The sequence below is a fragment of the Caenibius tardaugens NBRC 16725 genome (assembly GCF_003860345.1).
Lineage (GTDB): Bacteria > Pseudomonadota > Alphaproteobacteria > Sphingomonadales > Sphingomonadaceae > Caenibius > Caenibius tardaugens.
In genome coordinates this window covers 139859-160316 of sequence record NZ_CP034179.1, presented here as the reverse complement: position 1 = coordinate 160316, position 20458 = coordinate 139859, and the positions used below count along the sequence as shown (strand labels likewise).

Annotated in this window: 25 protein-coding genes; 4 read left to right on the top strand and 21 right to left on the bottom strand. The window is 63.4% G+C overall.

The window, feature by feature from the left end:
- Positions 1–34: 34 nt before the first annotated feature.
- The 6 genes from EGO55_RS00840 to hisG all read right to left on the bottom strand — a co-directional run bounded on the left by EGO55_RS00840 (position 35) and on the right by hisG (position 6939).
- A complete protein-coding gene (locus EGO55_RS00840) occupies positions 35–922 on the bottom strand; it encodes an acyl-CoA thioesterase (protein ID WP_021689088.1) in 888 nt (295 codons plus the stop codon).
- A gap of 137 nt (positions 923–1059) precedes the next feature.
- Positions 1060–3156 (bottom strand): sodium-translocating pyrophosphatase, encoded by a 2097-nt coding sequence (locus EGO55_RS00835; RefSeq protein ID WP_021689087.1) that lies wholly within the window; start codon positions 3154–3156, stop codon positions 1060–1062.
- A gap of 141 nt (positions 3157–3297) precedes the next feature.
- On the bottom strand, positions 3298–4200 hold the full coding sequence (gene thiL, locus EGO55_RS00830) for a thiamine-phosphate kinase (protein ID WP_021689086.1): 903 nt from the start codon (positions 4198–4200) through the stop codon (positions 3298–3300).
- A 347-nt stretch (positions 4201–4547) separates the two neighbouring features.
- On the bottom strand, positions 4548–5000 hold the full coding sequence (gene nusB / locus EGO55_RS00825) for a transcription antitermination factor NusB (protein WP_021689084.1): 453 nt from the start codon (positions 4998–5000) through the stop codon (positions 4548–4550).
- Positions 4997–6286 carry a histidinol dehydrogenase gene (gene hisD, locus EGO55_RS00820; RefSeq protein WP_021689083.1) on the bottom strand — a complete coding sequence of 430 codons (1290 nt, stop codon included), beginning with the start codon at positions 6284–6286 and terminating at the stop codon, positions 4997–4999. Before hisD ends, nusB begins: the two co-directional genes overlap by 4 nt.
- Positions 6286–6939, bottom strand: coding sequence for an ATP phosphoribosyltransferase (gene hisG, locus EGO55_RS00815; protein ID WP_021689082.1), 654 nt, complete (start codon positions 6937–6939; stop codon positions 6286–6288). The genes hisD and hisG overlap by 1 nt, the downstream gene beginning before the upstream one ends.
- 140 nt (positions 6940–7079) lie before the next feature.
- On the opposite strand from hisG, the gene EGO55_RS00810 reads away from it, so the two are divergent.
- On the top strand, positions 7080–8141 hold the full coding sequence (locus EGO55_RS00810) for a DUF2332 domain-containing protein (RefSeq protein ID WP_021689081.1): 1062 nt from the start codon (positions 7080–7082) through the stop codon (positions 8139–8141).
- Here EGO55_RS00810 and EGO55_RS00805 read toward each other — a convergent pair.
- Together EGO55_RS00805 and EGO55_RS00800 are read right to left on the bottom strand one after the other, a co-directional pair.
- A complete protein-coding gene (locus tag EGO55_RS00805) occupies positions 8128–9015 on the bottom strand; it encodes a pirin family protein (protein ID WP_021689080.1) in 888 nt (295 codons plus the stop codon). The two genes, EGO55_RS00810 and EGO55_RS00805, sit on opposite strands and share 14 nt — an antisense overlap.
- 16 nt (positions 9016–9031) lie before the next feature.
- Positions 9032–9304 (bottom strand): BolA family protein, encoded by a 273-nt coding sequence (locus tag EGO55_RS00800; protein WP_021689079.1) that lies wholly within the window; start codon positions 9302–9304, stop codon positions 9032–9034.
- A 65-nt stretch (positions 9305–9369) separates the two neighbouring features.
- Between EGO55_RS00800 and EGO55_RS00795 the strand changes: the two genes are divergently transcribed.
- Positions 9370–9954 (top strand): J domain-containing protein, encoded by a 585-nt coding sequence (locus EGO55_RS00795; protein WP_040715010.1) that lies wholly within the window; start codon positions 9370–9372, stop codon positions 9952–9954.
- A 37-nt stretch (positions 9955–9991) separates the two neighbouring features.
- Here EGO55_RS00795 and EGO55_RS00790 read toward each other — a convergent pair whose 3' ends face one another.
- From EGO55_RS00790 to EGO55_RS00740, 11 genes are all read right to left on the bottom strand, one after another.
- On the bottom strand, positions 9992–10444 hold the full coding sequence (locus tag EGO55_RS00790) for an SRPBCC domain-containing protein (RefSeq protein WP_021689077.1): 453 nt from the start codon (positions 10442–10444) through the stop codon (positions 9992–9994).
- A complete protein-coding gene (locus EGO55_RS00785; protein ID WP_021689076.1) occupies positions 10441–10830 on the bottom strand; it encodes a VOC family protein in 390 nt (129 codons plus the stop codon). The genes EGO55_RS00790 and EGO55_RS00785 overlap by 4 nt, the downstream gene beginning before the upstream one ends.
- 16 nt (positions 10831–10846) lie before the next feature.
- Complete coding sequence (locus EGO55_RS00780; RefSeq protein WP_021689075.1) at positions 10847–11497, bottom strand: glutathione S-transferase family protein; 651 nt, start codon at positions 11495–11497, stop codon at positions 10847–10849.
- Positions 11497–12162 carry a dihydrofolate reductase family protein gene (locus EGO55_RS00775; RefSeq protein WP_021689074.1) on the bottom strand — a complete coding sequence of 222 codons (666 nt, stop codon included), beginning with the start codon at positions 12160–12162 and terminating at the stop codon, positions 11497–11499. The genes EGO55_RS00780 and EGO55_RS00775 overlap by 1 nt, the downstream gene beginning before the upstream one ends.
- A 45-nt stretch (positions 12163–12207) precedes the next feature.
- On the bottom strand, positions 12208–12699 hold the full coding sequence (locus EGO55_RS00770) for a VOC family protein (protein WP_021689073.1): 492 nt from the start codon (positions 12697–12699) through the stop codon (positions 12208–12210).
- Positions 12696–13328 carry a glutathione S-transferase family protein gene (locus tag EGO55_RS00765; RefSeq protein WP_021689072.1) on the bottom strand — a complete coding sequence of 211 codons (633 nt, stop codon included), beginning with the start codon at positions 13326–13328 and terminating at the stop codon, positions 12696–12698. Before EGO55_RS00765 ends, EGO55_RS00770 begins: the two co-directional genes overlap by 4 nt.
- 27 nt (positions 13329–13355) lie before the next feature.
- A complete protein-coding gene (locus EGO55_RS00760) occupies positions 13356–14153 on the bottom strand; it encodes a VOC family protein (RefSeq protein WP_021689071.1) in 798 nt (265 codons plus the stop codon).
- A gap of 38 nt (positions 14154–14191) precedes the next feature.
- A complete protein-coding gene (locus EGO55_RS21665; RefSeq protein ID WP_021689070.1) occupies positions 14192–14908 on the bottom strand; it encodes a DUF1428 domain-containing protein in 717 nt (238 codons plus the stop codon).
- Positions 14909–14984: 76 nt separating this feature from the next.
- Positions 14985–15662, bottom strand: coding sequence for a glutathione S-transferase family protein (locus EGO55_RS00750; protein ID WP_021689069.1), 678 nt, complete (start codon positions 15660–15662; stop codon positions 14985–14987).
- A gap of 14 nt (positions 15663–15676) precedes the next feature.
- On the bottom strand, positions 15677–16162 hold the full coding sequence (locus EGO55_RS00745; protein ID WP_021689068.1) for a VOC family protein: 486 nt from the start codon (positions 16160–16162) through the stop codon (positions 15677–15679).
- A 44-nt stretch (positions 16163–16206) separates the two neighbouring features.
- Entirely contained in the window at positions 16207–16638 is a 432-nt protein-coding gene (locus EGO55_RS00740) for a VOC family protein (RefSeq protein ID WP_021689067.1), read from the bottom strand.
- Between the two features lie 68 nt (positions 16639–16706).
- On the opposite strand from EGO55_RS00740, the gene EGO55_RS00735 reads away from it, so the two are divergent.
- Both EGO55_RS00735 and cobS read left to right on the top strand, forming a co-directional pair.
- Positions 16707–17432 (top strand): winged helix-turn-helix transcriptional regulator, encoded by a 726-nt coding sequence (locus EGO55_RS00735; RefSeq protein WP_021689066.1) that lies wholly within the window; start codon positions 16707–16709, stop codon positions 17430–17432.
- 64 nt (positions 17433–17496) lie between these two features.
- The gene (gene cobS, locus EGO55_RS00730) at positions 17497–18489 is read left to right on the top strand and encodes a cobaltochelatase subunit CobS (protein ID WP_021689065.1); all 993 of its coding nucleotides are present in this window, start codon (positions 17497–17499) and stop codon (positions 18487–18489) included.
- Positions 18490–18565: 76 nt separating this feature from the next.
- On the opposite strand, the gene EGO55_RS00725 is transcribed toward cobS, so the two are convergent.
- Positions 18566–19678 carry a zinc-binding dehydrogenase gene (locus tag EGO55_RS00725; protein WP_021689064.1) on the bottom strand — a complete coding sequence of 371 codons (1113 nt, stop codon included), beginning with the start codon at positions 19676–19678 and terminating at the stop codon, positions 18566–18568.
- Between the two features lie 33 nt (positions 19679–19711).
- Entirely contained in the window at positions 19712–20455 is a 744-nt protein-coding gene (gene truA / locus EGO55_RS00720) for a tRNA pseudouridine(38-40) synthase TruA (protein WP_021689063.1), read from the bottom strand.
- Positions 20456–20458 lie beyond the last annotated feature (3 nt).

Here is a 20458-nt window from a genome sequence, read left to right as displayed (position 1 = left end):
AGGGGCGGAATGCGCGTGATCGGCTCCGGCCGGATCAGGCCGGATCGATCGCGCGGATCACCCCTTCCTGTGCGGTGCTGGCGACAAGCTGGCCATCACGCGTGAAAATCTGGCCACGGGCAAATCCCCGGCCGCTTCCCGCCCAGGGGCTTTCGGTCACGTAGAGCAGCCATTCATCGGCGCGGAACGGGGCGTGAAACCAGATGGCGTGATCGATGCTGGCGCCGCGCACATCGCCGCGGAACATCGAACGGCCATGCGGGCGCATCGCGGTCATCAGCAGTTGCATGTCGCTGACATAGGCCAGCACTGCGCGATGCACGCGCAGATCGTCAGGCAGGGGGGCCACGGCCCGGAACCATGTGTGCGTGATCGCGTCCGCGCCGGGGCCGGTTTCCCAGCATGGTTTCTCTACCGTGCGGATATCGAACGACAAGGGCCGTTCCACCCGGATAGTCCGGGTCTGCGGGTTTTCCTCGCGATAGCGCGCCAGTTGCCGGGACAGCGGTTCCAGATCTTCCGGTGGAGGGATATCGGGCATGGGATAACGCTGGTGTTCCAGCCCGGCTTCACCGGCGTGGAACGAAACGGTGAGATTGAGGATCGGTTCACCCTGCTGGCTGGCGACAACCCGCCGGTTGGAGAAACTCCGCCCGTCAAAATCGTTGGTGACCATGTAGCTGATCGGCAGTTCGCTGGTCCCGGTTCTCAGGAAGTAGGCGTGCAGCGAATGCGCGGCGCGGCTGTCGGGCACCGTCGTTTCTGCTGCGGCCAGAGCCTGCGCAATGACCTGCCCCCCAAACAGCCGACCGGGGGCCAGTTTGCGGCGGCGGCCTTCAAACCGGTTTGCGCCGCGTGGCTCCATATCGAGAAGGAGGACAAGATCCGCGACAAGCCGTTCGGGCGTCTCTTCAAGCACCATAAATTTCTCATGCGCTTCGCGCGCTTCGTCGTCAACGATCCACCCGGGATTCTTGAAAATTTAGCGAGGCGCGATCGCGAAAAACCCCGCCCGGATTATCCGGACGGGGTTTTCCTCTTATAGAATTAAAAGGTTACCTAGTGTGCGGCGAGAACCGCCAGTAGCAATAGTGCAACAATATTGGTGATCTTGATCATCGGATTGACGGCCGGACCGGCGGTGTCCTTGTAAGGATCGCCGACTGTATCCCCGGTCACTGCGGCCTTGTGGGCTTCGGAGCCCTTGCCGCCGTGATTGCCGTCTTCGATGTACTTCTTGGCATTGTCCCAGGCACCGCCGCCCGATGTCATCGACAGAGCCACGAACAGCCCGCCGACAATCACACCGAGGAGCAGCGCGCCGAGTGCGGCGAAACCGTTCTCCGAACCGGCAACCGCCGTGATCACGAAATAGACCACGATCGGGGCCAGCACCGGCAGCAGCGAAGGAACGATCATTTCCTTGATCGCAGCCTTCGTCACCAGATCGACCGTCTTGGCGTAGTTCGGCTTGGACGTTCCGGCCATGATCCCCGGATCGTTCCGGAACTGGTCGCGCACGTCGATCACCACGTCGCCGGCGGCACGGCCAACGGCGGTCATGCCCATCGCGCCGAACAGGTAGGGCAGCAGCGCGCCCAACAGCAGGCCCACGATCACGTAGGGGTTTTCCAGACTGAAATCGACGGTCAGATCGGGGAAGAATTCCCGCAAGTCCGTGGTGTAGGCCGCGAACAGCACCAGCGCCGCAAGACCGGCCGAACCGATGGCATAGCCTTTGGTGACTGCCTTGGTGGTGTTGCCGACCGCATCGAGCAGGTCGGTTTTTTCGCGCACGCTGTCATCCAGACCGGCCATTTCGGCAATGCCACCGGCATTGTCGGTGACCGGGCCATAGGCGTCGAGTGCAACGACCATACCCGCCAGCGCCAGCATGGCGGTGGCCGCATAGGCGATGCCGATCAGCCCGGCGAGCTGGAACGAGCCGATGATCCCCGCGACGATCACGATCGTCGGCAGGGCGGTCGATTCCAGGCTGACGGCCAGACCCTGGATCACGTTGGTGCCATGGCCGGTTTCACTGGCCTTGGCGATCGAACGCACCGGGCGGAAATTCGTCCCGGTATAATATTCGGTGATCCAGATAATCAGCCCGGTAATCACCAGACCGAGCAGCGAGCAATAGAACAATGCCCGGCCGTTGAATTCGGTGCCGGTAATGTTCGCGTTCATGTCGCCCAGCGCGCAACTGGTGGCGAACCAGATGGCCGGAATGGCCAGAATGGCCGAGACAAGGAAGCCCTTGTACATCGCGCCCATGACATTGTTCGATTTGCCCAGACGGACAAAGTAGGTGCCGATGATCGAAGTGACGATGCAGGCACCGCCGATCAGCAGCGGCAGCGCCATCAGGTTGGGCAGCAGGCTGGCCGCGCCTTTCAGCAACAGCGCCGTCAGCACCATGGTGGCACCAACGGTCACCACATAGGTTTCGAACAGGTCGGCGGCCATGCCGGCACAGTCGCCCACGTTATCGCCCACGTTGTCGGCGATTACGGCAGGGTTGCGTGGATCGTCTTCGGGAATACCAGCTTCGACTTTGCCGACAAGATCGGCGCCGACGTCAGCGGCCTTGGTGAAGATCCCGCCGCCGAGACGGGCGAAGATAGAAATCAGCGATGCGCCGAAGGCGAGGGCGACCAGACCGTCGACCACAGTGCGGTCTGTGCCGCCTACCGTGTAGCCGCCGGGACCGGTCAGGTACCAGTAGAACACCGCAATGGCGAGCAGGGCGAGACCGGCCACGAGCAGCCCGGTGATCGCGCCTGCGCGAAAGGCGAGCGTCAGACCCTGCTGCAGCCCGTTCTGGGCGGCGGCGGCCGTGCGCACGTTGGAACGCACCGAGATATTCATCCCGATGAACCCGGCAAGACCGGACAGGATCGCACCGATCACAAACCCGGTGGCGGAAATCGCACCCAGCGTGGCCACGATAATCACGGCCACGACCACGCCGACAACGGCGATGGCGGTATATTGACGCTTCAGATAGGCTTGTGCCCCTTCCTGAATGGCGGCGGCGATTTCCTGCATTTTTTCATTGCCGGGGCTTGATCCCAGCACCTGACGACTGGTGACGAAGCCATAAATGATGGCTAACAGTCCCAGGCCAATTGCGATGACTACTAAGTCCACGCCTTACCCCTCCTTTTCGGAAACTTTCCGCTTTGTGCGAAAATATTATTAGGGGCATAGTCTTAAGGCCGGTTGGGCGCGGTGCAACCCCCTAAGTCAAGATCGGTGGATAGGTCTTCAACATGCTGAAATGCATGTATTTTACTGGCTTTTGTGCTGATAGCCCAGCCCGTCGGGTTGTGCGATCGGGGCGCCATCCAGCACAAGTGGCGCCGCATCACGCGCAAGTACTTCCCCCACACGATAAACGTTAACGGGCAAATCTGTTTCCGCCGATGCAGTAAACAGCAACTGGTAATCATCGCCCCAGCGCAATGCGTCCTCCCGGCGATCTTCGGGGGCCGCGATCGGAACCGCATGGCTGTCAATCGCGATGGTGACATGGCTCGCTTGCGCCATGCGCCATGTGTCGAGCAGCAACCCATCGGACACATCCATCATCGCGCTGACATGCGGAGCAAGCATTTGCCCTTCCTGCAAGTGCGCATGGGGGCGGCGGTACGCCGTGCTGTCACCATCAGCGCCTGCAAGGAGCGTTTCAAACCCCATCATCGCGCCGCCAACCGGGCCGGTGAGGTAGAGGCCGTCCCCGGCGCGGGCGCCGCTGCGCGCGGGAACCGGGGTGTATGACGCCCGCCCGATCGCGGTGAGGCCGAGTACTTGCCCGCATCCATCGGAACCCCGACCTGAAGCCGCGCCGGAAATCGTATCCCCGCCCAGCAAGGGCACCTTGAACGCGGCCAGTGCCTCTTCCAGCCCGGCGAGAAAGCGCCGGTCATCCCGGCCGAACATGTAGCCCAGCAGGATGCCCAGCGGTTCCGCCCCTTTGGAGGCAAGATCGGACATGTTTGCGGCCACCAGTTTCCATGCCACATCCGCCGGGTCCTGCCCCGGCAGGAAATGCACACCTTCGGCCATGGCGTCATGCGTCAGGATCAGGGTTTCACTGCCGAGTTCGAGCACGGCGCAATCGTCGTTCAAACCCCGTGCGGCGGGATGCGTGGCGAGCCCGCGCAAGGCGGCGATGAAATTCGCCTCGTTCATGCCCGCTCTCCCATCGGGTTGCAGCCGATGTGCGCAGGGGGGGTGACAGGGGTGACACAGTCCAGCGCGGGCCTGTTTTCTGCCCCACGGGTGTACGGGGCGGGTGGCAAGTTGACACTGTCCTGGGCTTGCAAAGCGGGGCGCCGCATTTGGGCGGCACCGATCCCGCGCCGCAACGGCATGCGGGCGCGATCCCGCCTTCCGCAGGCGGGGCGTACGGGGCGTACGGGGCGGGCGTGGGGGATGACAGACAGGGCAGGGGCGTGCAGCATGCCCCCCCTATGCCAAATCAGGGGCGCGTAGGAAAATGGCTTGTGCGTTCGGAGTGAACGGCCACCCGCTGTGGTTCAGCGGACGGCGCGGGCCACGGCGTCGAGCACGCCGTTGACGAATTTCGCTTCGCGTTCGTCGAAGAAGGCGTGGGCGACATCGACATATTCGGTGATCGCGCTGGCGGTCGGCACATCGGGCCGGGCGACCAGTTCATAGGCACCCGCGCGCAGGATCTGCAGCATGGTCTTGTCCAGCCGGGCAAGTGTCCAGCCTTGTGCCAGCTTGTCCTGCACGACTTGGTCGATTTCATCGCGGCGGGCATCGTATCCCCGCACGATATCGTCAAAGAAGGCAACTTCGGCTTTGGCCAGTTGTTCGCCGTCGACATCACCGCCCAGCCGATGCAGGTGGAATTCGTCGAGCAAGCGGGCCAGCGGCGTCTTTTCCATATGCAACTGGTACAGCGCCTGAACGGCGGCGAGACGTGCGGCAGAGCGGGCCTGCGCCTTGGGATTGGGGGCGTTCATTTCAATCTTTCCTGTACCGAGCGGGCGTGCGCGGGAAGCCCTTCGGCTTCGGCCAGCGCCACGGCAGCGGGGCCAATCGCCCGCAAGGCGTTTTCATCAAGGGCGATGAAGCTGGTGCGCTTCATGAAATCGAGAACCGAAAGGCCGCTGGCAAAGCGCGCGCGGCGGCCGGTCGGCAAGACGTGGTTCGGCCCGGCGACATAATCACCGACCGCCTCGGGCGTGAACCGGCCGAGGAAGACACTGCCCGCGTGGCGGATATCGGCAAACAGCGCCTCGGGATCGTCGGTTGCGATCTCCACGTGTTCGGCGGCCAGGGCATTGGCCAGACGCGGCGCTTCCGCCAGATCGCCGACCGTGATGATCGCGCCGTAATCGTCCCAGCTCTTGCGGGCGGCGACTTTGGTGGACAGCATTGCGCACTGTACGTCGACCCGGTCTTCCACCTGATTGGCGAACCCGGCATCATCCGTGATGAGGATCGATTGCGAAGTGGGATCGTGTTCGGCCTGGCTGAGCAGGTCGGCGGCGATCCAGTCCGGGTCGTTCCTGCCATCGGCAATGACGAGGATTTCGCTCGGCCCGGCGACCATGTCGATCCCGACCACGCCGTAAAGCTGGCGTTTGGCTTCGGCCACGTAATCGCGGCCCGGCCCGGTGATCACATCGACCGGGCGGATGCGCGCGGTGCCATAGGCCAGCGCCGCCACCGCCTGCGCGCCGCCCACACGCCAGATTTCATCGACACCGGCAATATGCGCGGCGGCCAGAACCAGCGGATTAACTTGCCCGTCGGGCGTGGGCGTGGTGACGACCAGCCGCTCGACCCCGGCCACTTTCGCGGGGATCGCGTTCATCAGCAGGGACGAGGGATAGGCCGCCCGTCCGCCGGGAACGTATAGCCCGGCTGCATCGACCGCGCGCCATTTCGCGCCCAGCCGCACGCCTTGGGCATCGGTGAAATCGCGGTCCCGCGGCAACTGGTCCACGTGATAGGCGCGGATGCGCGCGGCGGCCAGTTCCAGCGCATCGCGCAATCCGGGGTCCAGCGCATCGTAGGCCGCGCGGCAGTCTTCCGGGGCAATGCGCCAGTCGGCATCGCTGGCCAGGGTATAGCGGTCGAAGCGGGCGGTATATTCGGCCAGCGCCTCATCCCCGCGCGCGCGGATTTCGCGCAGGATATCGGTCACCGTCTTGGCGACGTCGGTGGCGCTTTCACGCCGGTCCGAAACCATGCGGGTGAACCGGGCCTCGAAATCCTTGTCGGCTGTGGAAAGGCGCAGCATCAGGCATTACCCCCGGCTGCGGCACGGAAGGCATCGACCAGCGCGCCCAGCCGTTCATCGGTTTTCAGCGCGGCACGATTGACGATAAGCCGTGCGGAAATGCGCAGGATTTCTGCGGTTTCGACCAGCCCGTTTTCTTTCAGCGTCTTGCCGGTGGAGACAAGATCGACAATCCGCCCGGCGAGGCCGAGGCTGGGGGCCAGTTCCATCGCGCCGTTCAGCTTGACGCATTCGGCCTGGATGCCCTGGCTTTCGAAGTACCGCCGGGTGAGATTGGGATACTTGGTCGCCACGCGCAAGTGGCTGGTGTGGCCCAGCGGGTTGCCCGCCGCCGCAACCGGCTCCGCGATCGACAGGCGGCAGTGGCCGATATCGAGATCGACCGGCGCATAGAGATCGGGATAGTTGAATTCCTCGACCACGTCCGAACCGACAATGCCGATCTGCGCCGCACCATGGGCGACGAACGTGGCGACATCGAAGGCCCGCACCCGGATAATGCGCATATCGCTGCCTTCGGTAGCGAAGCTGAGGGCGCGGTTGGCCTTGTCATGAAATTCGGCCGCGGGAACGATACCGGCGCGCGCCATCACAGGCAGCGCTTCGTCCAGAATACGCCCTTTGGGCACGGCGAAGGTCAATGGCTTGGTCATGATGACCGCGCACTTAGTGCGAGATTGCCATAAAATGAAGCGCGGATTGCGTTGCGGGCCGCTTTGGATCAGGCTGTGGCGGTCCGGGAACATGATTTTCGCGTTCGCATCGGTGGCGATCGGTGGCGGAGGAGGCCATGATGGGTTTGGAAAACGTTCTCGACGCGATCGACTGGCAGGCGGAATATTGCTGGCGCAACGATGCCCCGATCACCGCCCGGGTCGTGGCCGCGCAACGGGCGATCCTCGACAGCGACACCCTGTGCGGGGACTATATGCGCGACTGGCGCGATGTCCGGCGCGATGATGCGATGCCTTTGCGGCTGGCGGGCGGGTTCCATTATCTGCACCTGACCTGGGCGGACCCGCGCCTGGGTGGCGTCTATCGCGGCGAAGTGACGGCGCAGGCCGATGTCGACGCGATCCTGCTGGCGGTGCTGCACGATCACGATGCGCAACTGCTGTCGTGGTTCGACGGGCCGCCCCAGACGAACGAGGCGGGGCGGTCCGCCGGAATCATGGCCGGGCTGTTGTGGCTGGCGCCCCGGTTGGGACCCCGTTTCGCGCTGCACGAAATCGGGGCAAGCGCGGGGATCAACACCATGATGGATCGCTTTGCCTTCGATCTGGGCGGGGTGAAAGCGGGGCAGGCGGATTCCGTCATGTCCATCGTGCCCGAATGGCGTGGGCCACCGCCGTCCGATGAACGGGTGGCGATCACAGCCATCACAGGATGCGATATCGCTCCGCTGGACTTGCGCGATCCCTTCGCGGCGCTGCTTCTGAAAAGCTACGTCTGGGCCGATGCGGTGCAGCGCATGGCACGGATCGATGCCGCTGTGGCGCTGGCGAAGGAACGGCCGCCTGCGCTCGATCGTGCCGACGCGGCAAGCTGGGTCGAGGCATGGCTTGCCACGCCGCAGGAGACCGGGGAGACCCGGGTGCTCTATCACTCGATCGTCTGGCAATATCTGCCGCAGCAAACCCAGGCGCGGATCGAAACCGCAATGGCCGCAGCGGGCGCTGCCGCCACGGCGGAACGGCCGCTGGCGTGGGTCCAACTGGAAACCAACCGCGAAACCTACCGCCACGAATTGCGCGTGCGGTCATGGCCGGGTGACGGGGCGTGGACCGTGCTGGGTACCGCCCATGCCCACGGGGCATGGGTGGAATGGTTCGGCGTACCTGTCAGGGATAGCTGACAGTCTTGACCTTGTGCGGTTCGGGCAGGGGGATGAATTCGTGTTCGCCCGGCACGGCGGGGAAGCGGCCTTCGCGCCAGTCTTCCTTGGCCTGCTGGATGCGTTCGCGCGAACTGGAGACGAAGTTCCACCACACATGGCGGCGGGTGGCGAACGCTTCGCCGCCCATCAGGAATACCAGCCCCCCGGTGTCGGAGCGCAGCACCATTTCCTCGCCCGGTTTCAGGACGGTGAGGGTGTAAAGCGTCAGGGGCTGGCCATCGATCGTGGCTTCGCCGCCGACCAGCATCACGGCCCGTTCATCGGCGTTGGCCTCGATCGGGATTGCGCCCGATGGGCCCAACACGATTTCGGCGTTGATGGTTTCGGCATAAGTCGTGGTGGGTGCGCGCTTGCCCCACAATTCGCCCATGATGACCCGCGCTTTCACGCACTGATCCTCGATCAGCGGCAGATCGGTCACCGCTTCGAATGCGGGGTCGATTTCTTCCCGGCCATCGGGCAGGGCCAGCCATGTCTGCATGCCATAGAGGCGGGGGCCGCTGGCGCGTTCGTCCTGCGGGCTGCGTTCGGAATGGACGATTCCGCGCCCCGCCGTCATCAGATTGACCTGCCCGGGGCGGATCGTGGCGAAACTGCCCAGCGAATCCCGGTGTTCGATCGCGCCTTCGAACAACCATGTCACCGTGGCGAGATTGATATGCGGGTGCGGGCGCACATCCATGCCCCGGCCGATGTCGAGCTGCGCCGGGCCGAACTGGTCAATGAAGATGAACGGCCCGACCATCGCCAGTTCGCGCGCGGGGATGGCGCGGCGGACCTGAAAATCGCCCAGATTATGCGTGACCGGGGTCACTTCCTGAATAATCGTCATGCTGTCATTCACCCTTTCATTCTCCGGGGGCCAGCGCCTTGATCGCCAGAGCATGGACCCGTTCGCCGGGGATGTCACCCAGTGCGCGATTGACCATGCGTTGGCGTTCCAGCCGGGATTTTCCGGCGAAGGCGGCGCTTTCGATCGTGACGGAAAAGTGGGATTCGCCGCTCCCGTCATCGCCGCTGTGGCCGTGGTGGCTGGCGCTGTCATTGCTGACATCCAGCCGGGTCGGGGCGAACGTCGTGGTGAGCAGGCGTTCCATTTCCTGTTGCAGCGGGCCAGCCATGAAAATTCTCCAAAATTTGCTGTGCGGGGGTTCCCATATGGGGACTCACTCCCCATCCTGATGGCGTGACTCGAGACAGGTTCCAAGGGCGTTTTGAAAGCAGAGGGCGTTTATGCCAGGCTCCACGGTGTGCGGAGGCAGGCGAATTTCGCGCGCCCGGCGTGCGCCCTTCGGGGTTTGACGGGCCGGGCGAATACCGCTGGTTCTGCCTTGATCATGTGCGCGAATTCAACGCCGGATACGACTGGTTCGAGGGGATGAGCGCGGACGAAATCCTTCACGCGCAATCGCCCGTTGCCGGATGGGCGACGGAAAGCCGGACGTTCCGCGCCGATGCAGGCGTGGACGGTATGCCGCGCTGGGCCGATTTCGCCGATCCGCTCGACGCGATCGGTGCGCGGGCAGCGGGTGTGAAACGCCGCGCGGCAGGAAACAGCGAATGGGCCCGCTTCACCCCGCAGGAACGTGAGGCACTGAACGCGATGGGGCTGGGCGGTGACACCGACCGGCACACCCTGCGCCGCCGCTATTCCGAACTGGTGCGCAAGTATCACCCCGATCGCAACGGCGGGGATCGCAGCTATGAAAGCCGGTTGCAGCGCGTGGTCGAAGCCTATCAACTCTTGCGCAAGGCGCGCGTCTTCGCCTGACCGGCGCTGCGTTTCCGGCGGTATAGCGTCGGACGCGTCAGCCCCCCTCGCACAGTTCGGCAAGCTGATCGGCGCAGGCGGTCCAGCCTTCGGTGAAATCCATCCTGTCATGCTCGTCGCGGGCTTCCTGCGTCCAGTGGCGCGCGCGGGCGGTGTAGCGGGTGCCATTGCCTTCGGGTGTGATTTCCCAGATCCCGATCATGAACGGACCGGACGGTTCGCAATCGCCAGTCACAGCGTCGGTGCTGGCAAACCGGTGGCCTTCGTCATAGGCGAGGTAAATGCCGTTCTGCGGCGCCACTTCGCCATCCGGGCCATACATCGTCATCTGGCAGACACCGCCCGGGCGGCGATCCTGCCGATCCACTTCCACGCGCCACGGGCGGGGGCACCACCATTCTTCCTGCCGGTTGGCCATGACATCCCACACCTTTGCGGGCGACGCATCGATATAGCGGGTGATGGAGAGTTCGTGATGGGTGTCGGTCATAAGCTGTCCTCCGAGCCATAAGGTCTGGTGATGAATTCGAGCAGGTGCCCGTCAGGGTCTTCAAAATAGACGCCGCGCCCGCCCCAGTGGTGATTGATCGCATGGGGCTGGCTGCGGGCCGGGTCGGCCCAGTAGGGCAGGCCGCGTTGCGTCAGGCGGTCCATCCCGGCATCGAATTCCGCTTCGCTCACCTGAAAGGCGTAATGCTGGGCGGCAATTTCCCCCGGCTGTTCCATGAAGTCGAGCGAGACCCCGTTATCGAGCGGCACGACCATGAAATGCAGAAACGGCGTCGCAGGCGGCAGGCCGAGCATCTCGGTCAGAAAGGCCGCCGAACGATGCCTGTCGTGGCACCATACGATCGTGTGGTTAAGCTGGACGGGCATGGGCGGCCTCCTCGTGTTAATCGCGATCCGGCGCGCCCAGCGGGAAGAACCGGCGATAGGGCCGGGCTGCATCGACGCAGCGGGCGACGGGCGGCAGGGCCAGCAATTCCGCACGCAGACGGGCGAGATGCGGGCAATTCTCGGGAATGCGTTCCACCCAGTCGGCATAGAACAGCGATGGGGCCGCTGCGCAGCTGACCAGCGAGACATGCGCCGGAAAGCGATGGTGTTCCAGCCAGTCTTCCAGCCAGCGATAGACCCGGCGAAGGCCCGTCTGCGCGATGTCGAGCGCATCCCTGTTCGGGTTTTCCGGATCGACCAGATAGGCATTCACCGAATGCTGCATGTGGCCCATCACGTAATTGTCGAACACGCGGTCGAGCATGCGCACCGTTACTGCGGCGCGCGGATCGCGCGGGATCAGCATGGCGCCGCTATCCCGCGTTGCGGCCAGATATTCGATGATCGCGGTCGCCTCGATCACAGTCGTGTCCCCATCGCGCAGGACCGGGAATTTGCCTGCGGGGTGGGCCTGCTGGACGAAGGCGGCATTGTCCGTGTGATCGGGATCGACCATGCGGAACGTATAGTCCGCGTCCAGCGCGTGCAGCGCGATCTGCGCCTTCCAGGTGTAGGACGAAAACGGATGGCCGTAGAGTTCGAGCATTACCACGTTCCTTCTGCGATGGCCTTGCGCCGCGCCAGTTCCAGTTCGCCCGGTTCGATGTCCGCGAAAGAGCCGGTCACCAGTGGGCCGTCCGGTTCATAGGTGGCGAGGACGATCCCGTTTCGCGTAACCTTGTGGGCCACCAGCCTGTAGAGGCCCGCTGGCGTACCGGTGCCGAACAGGCGCTTGCCGCCACCCAGAAGGATGGGGGCGATCATCAGTTCCAGCCGGTCGATCAGCCCACGTGCCAGCAATTGGGGATAGAGCGTCGAACTGCCCTGAATGACGAGATCCGGGCCATCGGTTTCCTTCAGCGTCGCCAGCGCATCGATATCGGCCAGACGATGGCTGCCCTCCCATGCCAGCGGCTGGTCTGACCCGGTCAGGACATATTTGCCGATCCGGCGGAAGGTGGCGGCGATGGGATTGTCATCCGGCACCAGCGGCCAATAGGCGGCAAAGATATCGTAAGTGCGCCGGCCCAGCAGCAGAGCGAACGGTTCGGCCAGCACGCGATCGATGTTTTCGCCCAGTTCCTCGTCCATAGCGGCAGTCAGCCAGCCGCCATGGGCAAACCCGCCCGAAGGATCTTCGGTCGGCCCACCGGGGGCCTGCATGACCCCGTCCAGCGAAACAAAGGCGGCCCCAATGATCCTGCGTGGCATCTATCCTCCAGTCCGCACATGCGGTGGATGTAACGGGACGCAGCCTTATCCTGCGACTGCCCGTTCGATTGTGGCGATATCGATTTTTGTCATGGCGAACATCGCTTCCATCGCCCGCTTGGCAGCGGCCTTGTCCGCGCCGGTCATCGCCTGCAACAGAATGCGGGGGGTGATTTGCCACGACAGGCCCCAACGATCGCGGCACCACCCACACTGGCTTTCTTCCCCGCCGTTACCGACGATGGCGTTCCAGTAGCGGTCGGTTTCTTCCTGCGTATCGGTCAGCACCTGAAACGAGAACGCCTCGCTCTGTTTGAAGGCTGTGCCGCCGTTGATCCCGACGCAGGGGATGCCCAGCACGGTGAAATCCGCAGTCAGGACATCGCCCGCCTTGCCATCGGGAAAGTCCGCCGGAGCGCGATGGACGGAATCCAGCCTGCTGTTCGGGAATGTCTCGGCATAAAAGCGGGCGGCGTCTTCCGCGCCCTTGTCGTACCACAGCGAGATAATGACGGGATTGTCGAGCGCATCGGTCATGACGCCTGCATCCTTTCGATCAGGGCATTGTCGATCGCCTTGCCCGCCTTGTAGGCATCGCGACTGCGGCAGCGTTCGGCATAGGCTGCAAAGGCGGGGCGATCGGGGAGTGTGCCGAAAGTGAGCCCCCAGTCGACCTGGCTGCCGACATAGACATCGGCCATGGTGAAGCGGTTGCCGCAGACATAGGTGTTGTGTTCCAGATGCCCCTCCAGCGCGGCCAGCGTGCGTTCGTAACTGCCGAACCCGGCCATCATCTGCTGGCGCGGTTCCTGCGGATCGAAGCCCAGATGTTTCGCCAGGATCGCCTGTTCCAGCGGCCCGGCGGCGAAGAACAGCCAGCGCAGATAATCCGCACGTTCGGCATCGTCGGGCAGCAAGCCCGCCTGCGGCAGGACTTCGGCCAGATAGGCGCAGATCGCTGCGGCCTCCGTCACCACCCGGTCGCCAAAGGGGGCGTGATGGATGATCGTCGGCACTTTGCCCATCGGATTGCATTCGAGGAACACGGCAGGCTTGTCCTGCCAGTCGATAAGCATCGCATCGTAATCGGCCCCGGCTTCATGCAAGGCCCAGCGGACAATTTGCCCGCGCGACATCGGATTGGTGAAAAAGGTGAATTGCGCCAAAGCCTGTCTCCTGCGTGTTTCCCGCGATCACTTCCTGCCCGGGCCGACCAGTCCAAAAGCCGCACCTTGCGGGTCCACCCCGTTCAGCGCGAATTCGCCGCCGGGTATCTCCATTGGTCCGAACAGTATCCGCCCGCCCAGTTGCGCCACGGTTTCCGCCGCGCGGTTGATATCGTCCACGCCGATGTAATAGCTCCACAGGCTGACCGGCATTTCGGGCATTTTCGGCATGATTGCGCCAAGGCCAACGCCGTCATGCTGGATGAAGCGATAGGCGCCCATATCGCCCATATCCATCTGCCCTTCCTGCGCCCATCCGAACTGCGACGTGTAGAATGCGACCGCCGCATCGGGATCGGTGGTGGACAGTTCATTCCACCGTATGTGTTGCGGTTGATCGACCGAAAACACGTCGCTGCGGGTATCTTCCATGCCCGGCGGCGGGATCGGGGTCATCAGATAGAAGGGCGCGCCTTGCGGATCGGTCACCATCGCGATGCGGCCGACTGCGATATCGGTGGCGGGCATCATCACCTTGCCGCCTTTGGCCGTGATCGCGCTGGCGGCGGCATCGACATCAGCGACATGGATGTAACCCAGCCAGCAAGGGTGGGCGCCGCCTTCGCACATCGCGTCCGTCAGTCCGAGAACGCCACCGGCATGGCCGCCGTCGCTGCGCCCGATCATGCGGTAATCCAGATCGCCCGCTGCGGGATCGGCCCTGCCAATCGTCCAGCCGACCACCGGGCCATAGAATGCCGCGGCGCCGTCGGGATCGGTGGTCATCAGTTCGTACCAGATGAAATCGCCAGTGGGATTGGACATGGTTATTCTCCCAATTGGACGACGGGGGTGAACCCGCCTTAGACCATACGCTTGCCATCGAACGGCGGTTCCGCATCGGGGGCCTGTTCCATGAAAGTTTTCATCCGTTCGTCCTGCATCATCTTCTCGTGCGATGCGTCGCAGACTTCGCGCGAAGGCCACTCGACAAACGAGAACACCACCACTTCGCCGGGGCTGGCCTTGACCGACCGGAAGAAGTCGGTCTGCGTGCCTTCGGGCACATCGTCCTGCCAGGCTTCCACGACCCGGCGCGCGCCATAGTCTTTCATGATTTCCCACATCGCCAGCGCGGCCTTGCGATAGGCGGCCTTGTTGGTGGCGGGCACCGGCACGATGAAGCCCTGGACATAGGCGTTGTCGATGGCTTCACCTTCCTCCACCACGGGCGCGAACCCGCCATAGATCATCCGTTTGCCATCGAACGGCATGGGATTGGTTTCGGGATTGAAGCGGTCGTCGGTTTTCATCAGCTCTTCCATGCGCCCGTTCATGGTTTCGCGGGCGGCCTTGTCGGGCCATTCGATCCAGCTGAAGACGACCGCTTCATCGTCTTTCGCATCGACCGCGCCGAAGAAATCTGTGTGTTTTCCGGCTGGCACGTCTTCCTGCCAGCATTCCAGAACGCGGCTGGCGCCATTGTCCATGAACACGCTGTCGCCGCGATTGGCGTGATCGATGAAGGTCGCCTTGTTCGCTTTGGGAACGGCGGCCACGAAACCTTCGATATAGGTCATCATCTCTCTCCTTCGATTGTATGAGCGCCGGTCCGGGGCGGGGGGGAGGGGGCTTTGGACCGGCGCTCCTGCGCGCTCAGGCAACCGCCGGTTCGGGCGTGTCGCCGAGTGCGGCAAGCTGTGCGGCCATCGCGCGGGCAAAGGCCGGGCGGGCGCTGGCCCGCGCGACATAGGCGTCGAGCCGGGGCCGGGCGGATATCAGGTCGGTGTGCTGGGCCTGCCGCAGGACCGTGGTCATCGCGATATCGGCAATGCTGAAATCCCCGGCGAACCACGTGCTTTCGCCCAGGGCATCGGACAGCCGGTCAAGCCGTTGCGCGATAAACCGGATCAGGCCGGGGCGGCGCAGTTTCGCCCATTCCTCGTCCTTGGCGAAGATGTCGACGGTGGACAGTTCCATCATCGATGGTTCGATGGTGTTCAGTGCGGCGAACAGCCAACTGATCGCCCGCATCCGCGCCTGCGGATCGCGCGGCAGCAGCCGTTCGTCCTTTTCTCCGAAGTGGATCAGGGTCGCCCCGCTTTCGAAAATTTCGAGGCCATCTTCATGCACGACCGGGACCTGGCCCCAGGGCTGTTCGGCATAATAGGCATCGGGGCGCGGGGCGGCCGGGTTGAACAGCCGTTCGCTGTAATCGATGCCGATTTCCTCGCAGGCCCAGCGGGGGCGCAGATCGCGGACGAAACCGCGCGCGAAATCGGGGACCCAGTTGTAGGCGGTGATCTGCACAGGGGCGTGGTCGTTGACAGGCATGGTCCGGGCTTTCCTCAAGCGCTTGCGGGGGTGGCGGAAGTCTGCCCGCACATCGCGTCGCGTGCGGCTTCGCGCAGTTCGTCCGCGGTCATTTCACGATTGCCGAGCGGGTGCGAGATTGACCAGCTATGCCCGAACGGGTCCTTCACCTGCCCGTACCGGTCGCCCCAGAACATGTCTTCGGGCGCCATGGCCAGCGTGGCCCCGGCAGCGGTTGCGCGGGCAATCGCTTCATCGGCATTGGGCACGGTGAGATGGAGGGTAACGGGTGTGCCACCCAAAGTATTGGGGCCGAGCGATCCGAATTCCTTGCGTTCGTCGGTCAACATCACCGTCGCGCCGTTGATCGCTACGGAGGCATGCATGACCTTGCCGTCCGGTCCATCGAGACGCATCAGTTCCTCCGCATCGAACGCCTTCTTGTAGAACGCGATCGCATCTGCGGCGCCGTCGCATACGAGATAGGGCGATATACCGGCGGCGGGGGTTGTGTCTGTCATGGTCTCTCTCTCCTCTGATTTGCCTGGTTCTGGTGCAGGCAGGTTCAATGGGCGATTTCGGGTGCCGGGCCTTCGCCACTGGCCATGGCCGGGTCCATCCACATCGGTTCCCAGACATGACCATCAGGATCGGTGAACGTGCGGCTCATCATAAATCCATGATCCTGAGACGGATTCACATCGGCTTTCCCGCCATGGTTGGCCGCGGTGTCGGCCAGACGGTTCACTTCCTCGCGGCTGTCGCAGCTTACGCAGAGCATCACTTCGCTCGTTTCGGGGGCGGGAATCGGACGTGTGGTGAAGCTTTTCCACTTGTCGTGCGTCAGCAGCATGACGACGATCGTGTCCGACCATTGCATCGCAGCGGCGGTATCGTCGGTGAAGCGGGGTTCGTTGACGAAGCCCAGCGCGGTGTAGAACGCCTTCGCCCTCGCGAGATCGGTCACCGGCAGATTGACGAAAATCATCCTGGGCATTGCATCTTCTCCTGCCGAAACGAATCGGTATTGCATGACACTGCGCTTGTGAGTTACTAAAGGCAACTATGAAGTTACAAAAAGAAACTAAAGAGTCGCGCCAGGGTTCGGCCGGTCATGACAAAGGGTATCATGGCAAATGGTATGATGACGCCTGCGGTACGGCTTTCGCACTGGAACTGATCGGTGAGCGGTGGTCGCTTCTGATCGTCAGGGAGTTAATGCTTGGCGCGCGTCGTTTTTCCGACCTTCGGGCCGGGCTGCCCGGGATTAGCGCCAAAGTGCTGACAGAGCGTCTCGAAGGGCTGGAGGCCGCAGGTGTTCTGGTGCGCCGCAAGCTGGCGCCGCCGGTTGCCGCGCAAGTCTATGAACTGACCGAATGGGGCTATCGCGCCGAACCTGCGATACAGGAACTGGGGCGCTGGGCCGCGCGATCGTCGGGCCATGATCCGACCCTGCCGCTTTCGCCGGTGTCGCTGATGCTCAGCTTGCGGACGATGATCGACCGCGATGCGGCGCGGCAGGTCGAGGCGGCGATTCTCTTCGTCGTGGGGGAGGATCGGTTTTTCGCGCGGCTCGCCAATGGCGAACTGACGATTGCACGGGCCGCGGATAGCGATCCGGCGCCCGATTTTTCGATCCGCATGCCCCGGCCGTTCCCCTTCCTGCGCGTGGTTTATGGCAAGGAACCGCTGAAAACGGTGGTGGCGGAGGGGGAACTCGAGGCTTCGGGCGACCTCGATCTGGCCCAACGGGTGCTTTCGATATTTTCCCTGCCCCCAAAAATGGCCTGATCCGGTGCGGCAGGTGGCAAAGGCGGTTGCAGCGCGGGGCGCGCGCGTCTAGGTCGTTTGCGCGATGAATGATATGACCGACAAAGCTTTCGAACACGGCGCGAAAACCGCCCTGCCTGCACCGGATATCGAAGTCAGCGTACGCGACGTCTTTGGCATCGATATCGACATGACCGTCCCGGCCTTTTCGGTCGCGGATGAACGCGTGCCCGATCTTGATGCCAGCTACGTGTTCGATCCGGATACGACGCTGGCTATTCTTGCTGGTTTCGCGTTCAATCGCCGGGTGATGGTGCAGGGGTACCACGGTACCGGCAAATCGACCCATATCGAACAGGTTGCTGCCCGCCTGAAATGGCCGTGCATCCGCATCAACCTGGATGCGCATATCAGCCGTATCGATCTGATCGGCCGCGATGCCATTGTTTTGCGCGATGGCCTGCAGGTCACCGAATTCCGCGAAGGGTTGCTGCCCTGGGCGCTGCAACACCCCGTGGCGCTGGTGTTCGACGAATACGATGCGGGCCGCCCGGACGTGATGTTCGTGATCCAGCGCGTTCTCGAAACCGAAGGCAAGCTGACCTTGCTGGACCAGAACCGCGTGATCCGCCCCGATCCCAATTTCCGGCTGTTCGCAACGGCGAATACGGTGGGTCTTGGCGATACCAGCGGGCTGTACCACGGCACGCAGCAGATCAACCAGGGCCAGATGGACCGCTGGAACATCGTCGTCGGCCTGAACTACCTGCCTGCCGAAACCGAACAGAAAATCGTGCAATCGAAGAACCCGGATTCCGATCCCAAGGCGATTGCCGACATGGTGCGCGTTGCCGATCTGACCCGTCAGGGTTTCATCAATGGCGATATCTCCACGGTGATGAGCCCGCGGACGGTGATCACCTGGGCGCAGAATGCTGCGATTTTCAAGGATGTCGGCTTTGCCTTCCGCCTCAGCTTCCTCAACAAGTGCGACGAGGCGGAACGGATGCTGGTCGCCGAATATTATCAGCGCGTGTTCGGCACGGAACTGCCGGAAAGCGTGGTCGCGAAAGCCTAGGGTCGATCTTCTGGCGTGACGCTGGAAGAGACCGGAAAAAGGGGCGGCGCCGGATGGTGCCGCCCCTTTTCGTATTTCAGCCGTGGGGGACGATCAGCACCTTTTCGCCGGTGCGCATCTGCGCATATGCGGCCAGAACATCGCGATCGAGCATCCGCGCAAGCGGTACTCTGGCGGTGTAATGGCTGGCGAATGTCGTGGTCAGACCCGCGGCGACCCGGGCATAGGCACTGGCGATCCATTCGGGCGGGTTCTGCGCCAGAAAATCAGTCAGGATGTAGCCCGAAAGCTCCCAGGTGAAGCCGATTTCCCGCTCGAACACGGTCGGTCCGCGATCGAGAATGCCATAGATGCAGACTTTCTTGCGCACGTGCGTGCCATAGGGATCGTAAGGCGCATCGATAGCGGCGACTTCTTCCATGGCCGTCAGAATGCGCCCCGCCAGATCGCCGCCGCCCACCGCGTCGAAGGCCAGCATGGCCCCGGTTGCCTTGATCGCAGCAACCAGTTGTTCGTGGAAATCGGGGGCGCTGGAGTTGCAGATATGCTCCGCCCCGATCGATCGCAGCAGCGCGGCCTGTTCTTCCTTGCGTACGATATTGACCAGCGGCACGCCATCCTCGCGACAGATTTTTACGAGGATCTGGCCCAGATTGGAGGCCGCGGCGGTGTGGATCAGGCCGGTGAAGCCTTCCTTGCGCATGGTTTCGACGAACGTCAGCGCGGTCATCGGATTGACGAAGCTGGACGCCCCGGTTGCCGCGTCGATGCCATCGGGTAGGGGCATGCAGGCCCGCGCGTCGAGCAGGCGATATTCGGCATACATCCCGCCTTGCAGGCCAGTGACGACTTTACCCAGCAGCGCCTGCGCCTCGGGCGCATCGCCTGCCGCGATTACGGTGCCCGCGCCTTCATTGCCCCCGGGCATTGGATGGCCCATGCGCTTGACGAACGGGGGCGGGGCCGGGCGGTCGAACCGCCCGACGACTTTGCCGGGCGTATAGTCGGCTGTGGCAAAATCGAACGGGCCGAACAGGGCCAGCAGGTCGGAAGGGTTGATCGGGGCCGCTTCCACACGGACCAGCACTTCATGGCCGGTGGGATCGGGCAGGTCCTGATCGATCAGTGCGACTGTCAATGTGCCATCGGCGGCATATGTCGATGCGATGGCCTTGCCGGTAGTTCCCATGTCGTTCTCCCCTTCTTTTATGCGTCTTGGATATCACTCGGGATAGCGCGCCCCGACGAAGTACAGCCCGTCGGGCGGGGCATTAAGCCCAAGCGCCTGCCGTTGCCGCGCGGCCAGTGCTTCGGCCACCTGGCCCTCGCGCCACTGGCCAAGGCCGACCAGCGCCAGCGTGCCGACCATGGACCGCACCTGATGGTGGAGGAAACTGCGCGCGGAAGCCTCGATCAGCACGCATTCGCCTTCGCGCCGCACATCCAGCCGGTCCAGCGTTTTTACCGGGTCATGCGCCTGGCAATGCGCAGACCGGAACGTGGTGAAATCGTGCCGCCCGACCAGCGCCTGCGCGGCGCGGTGCATCGCCTCTGCATCGAGCGGGCGGGCCAGATGCCAGGCGTGGCCCTTGTCCAGCGTCAGCGGTGCGCGGCGGTTGACGATACGATAGATATAACTGCGGCCGATGCAGGAAAACCGGGCATGCCAGTCATCGGGCACCACGGCGCAGGCGGTCACCGCGATCGGGGCCGGGCGGACCAGTGCGTTGATCGCTTCCATCAGGCGGAAAGGCGTGATGTCTTTCGCGATATCGACATGGCTGCGCATGGCCAGCGCATGCACCCCCGCGTCGGTGCGCCCGGCGGAATGCATGCGCACATCCTCGCCGGTGATTTTCTGCACGGCCTCTTCCACCGATTGCTGCACCGATGGGCCGTGCGCCTGCCGTTGCAGCCCCATGAAGGCGCCGCCATCGAATTCCAGTGTCAGGGCAAAGCGTGCCATCGG

Bases quoted from the DNA above. Each gene is read 5' to 3' on its own strand.
- EGO55_RS00740 (WP_021689067.1), bottom strand. From the start codon at position 16,638: ATGCCCAGGATGATTTTCGTCAATCTGCCGGTGACCGATCTCGCGAGG.
- thiL (WP_021689086.1), bottom strand. From the start codon at position 4,200: ATGAACGAGGCGAATTTCATCGCCGCCTTGCGCGGGCTCGCCACGCAT.
- EGO55_RS00770 (WP_021689073.1), bottom strand. From the start codon at position 12,699: ATGACCGATGCGCTCGACAATCCCGTCATTATCTCGCTGTGGTACGAC.
- EGO55_RS00780 (WP_021689075.1), bottom strand. From the start codon at position 11,497: ATGCTCGAACTCTACGGCCATCCGTTTTCGTCCTACACCTGGAAGGCG.
- EGO55_RS00775 (WP_021689074.1), bottom strand. From the start codon at position 12,162: ATGCCACGCAGGATCATTGGGGCCGCCTTTGTTTCGCTGGACGGGGTC.
- hisD (WP_021689083.1), bottom strand. From the start codon at position 6,286: ATGCTGCGCCTTTCCACAGCCGACAAGGATTTCGAGGCCCGGTTCACC.
- EGO55_RS00760 (WP_021689071.1), bottom strand. From the start codon at position 14,153: ATGTCCAATCCCACTGGCGATTTCATCTGGTACGAACTGATGACCACC.
- EGO55_RS00725 (WP_021689064.1), bottom strand. From the start codon at position 19,678: ATGGGAACTACCGGCAAGGCCATCGCATCGACATATGCCGCCGATGGC.
- EGO55_RS00840 (WP_021689088.1), bottom strand. From the start codon at position 922: ATGGTGCTTGAAGAGACGCCCGAACGGCTTGTCGCGGATCTTGTCCTC.
- EGO55_RS00810 (WP_021689081.1), top strand. From the start codon at position 7,080: ATGGGTTTGGAAAACGTTCTCGACGCGATCGACTGGCAGGCGGAATAT.
- hisG (WP_021689082.1), bottom strand. From the start codon at position 6,939: ATGACCAAGCCATTGACCTTCGCCGTGCCCAAAGGGCGTATTCTGGAC.
- nusB (WP_021689084.1), bottom strand. From the start codon at position 5,000: ATGAACGCCCCCAATCCCAAGGCGCAGGCCCGCTCTGCCGCACGTCTC.
- EGO55_RS00735 (WP_021689066.1), top strand. From the start codon at position 16,707: ATGAAGTTACAAAAAGAAACTAAAGAGTCGCGCCAGGGTTCGGCCGGT.
- cobS (WP_021689065.1), top strand. From the start codon at position 17,497: ATGAATGATATGACCGACAAAGCTTTCGAACACGGCGCGAAAACCGCC.
- EGO55_RS00745 (WP_021689068.1), bottom strand. From the start codon at position 16,162: ATGACAGACACAACCCCCGCCGCCGGTATATCGCCCTATCTCGTATGC.
- EGO55_RS00790 (WP_021689077.1), bottom strand. From the start codon at position 10,444: ATGACCGACACCCATCACGAACTCTCCATCACCCGCTATATCGATGCG.
- EGO55_RS00800 (WP_021689079.1), bottom strand. From the start codon at position 9,304: ATGGCTGGCCCGCTGCAACAGGAAATGGAACGCCTGCTCACCACGACG.
- EGO55_RS00785 (WP_021689076.1), bottom strand. From the start codon at position 10,830: ATGCCCGTCCAGCTTAACCACACGATCGTATGGTGCCACGACAGGCAT.
- EGO55_RS00750 (WP_021689069.1), bottom strand. From the start codon at position 15,662: ATGCCTGTCAACGACCACGCCCCTGTGCAGATCACCGCCTACAACTGG.
- EGO55_RS21665 (WP_021689070.1), bottom strand. From the start codon at position 14,908: ATGACCTATATCGAAGGTTTCGTGGCCGCCGTTCCCAAAGCGAACAAG.
- truA (WP_021689063.1), bottom strand. From the start codon at position 20,455: ATGGCACGCTTTGCCCTGACACTGGAATTCGATGGCGGCGCCTTCATG.
- EGO55_RS00805 (WP_021689080.1), bottom strand. From the start codon at position 9,015: ATGACGATTATTCAGGAAGTGACCCCGGTCACGCATAATCTGGGCGAT.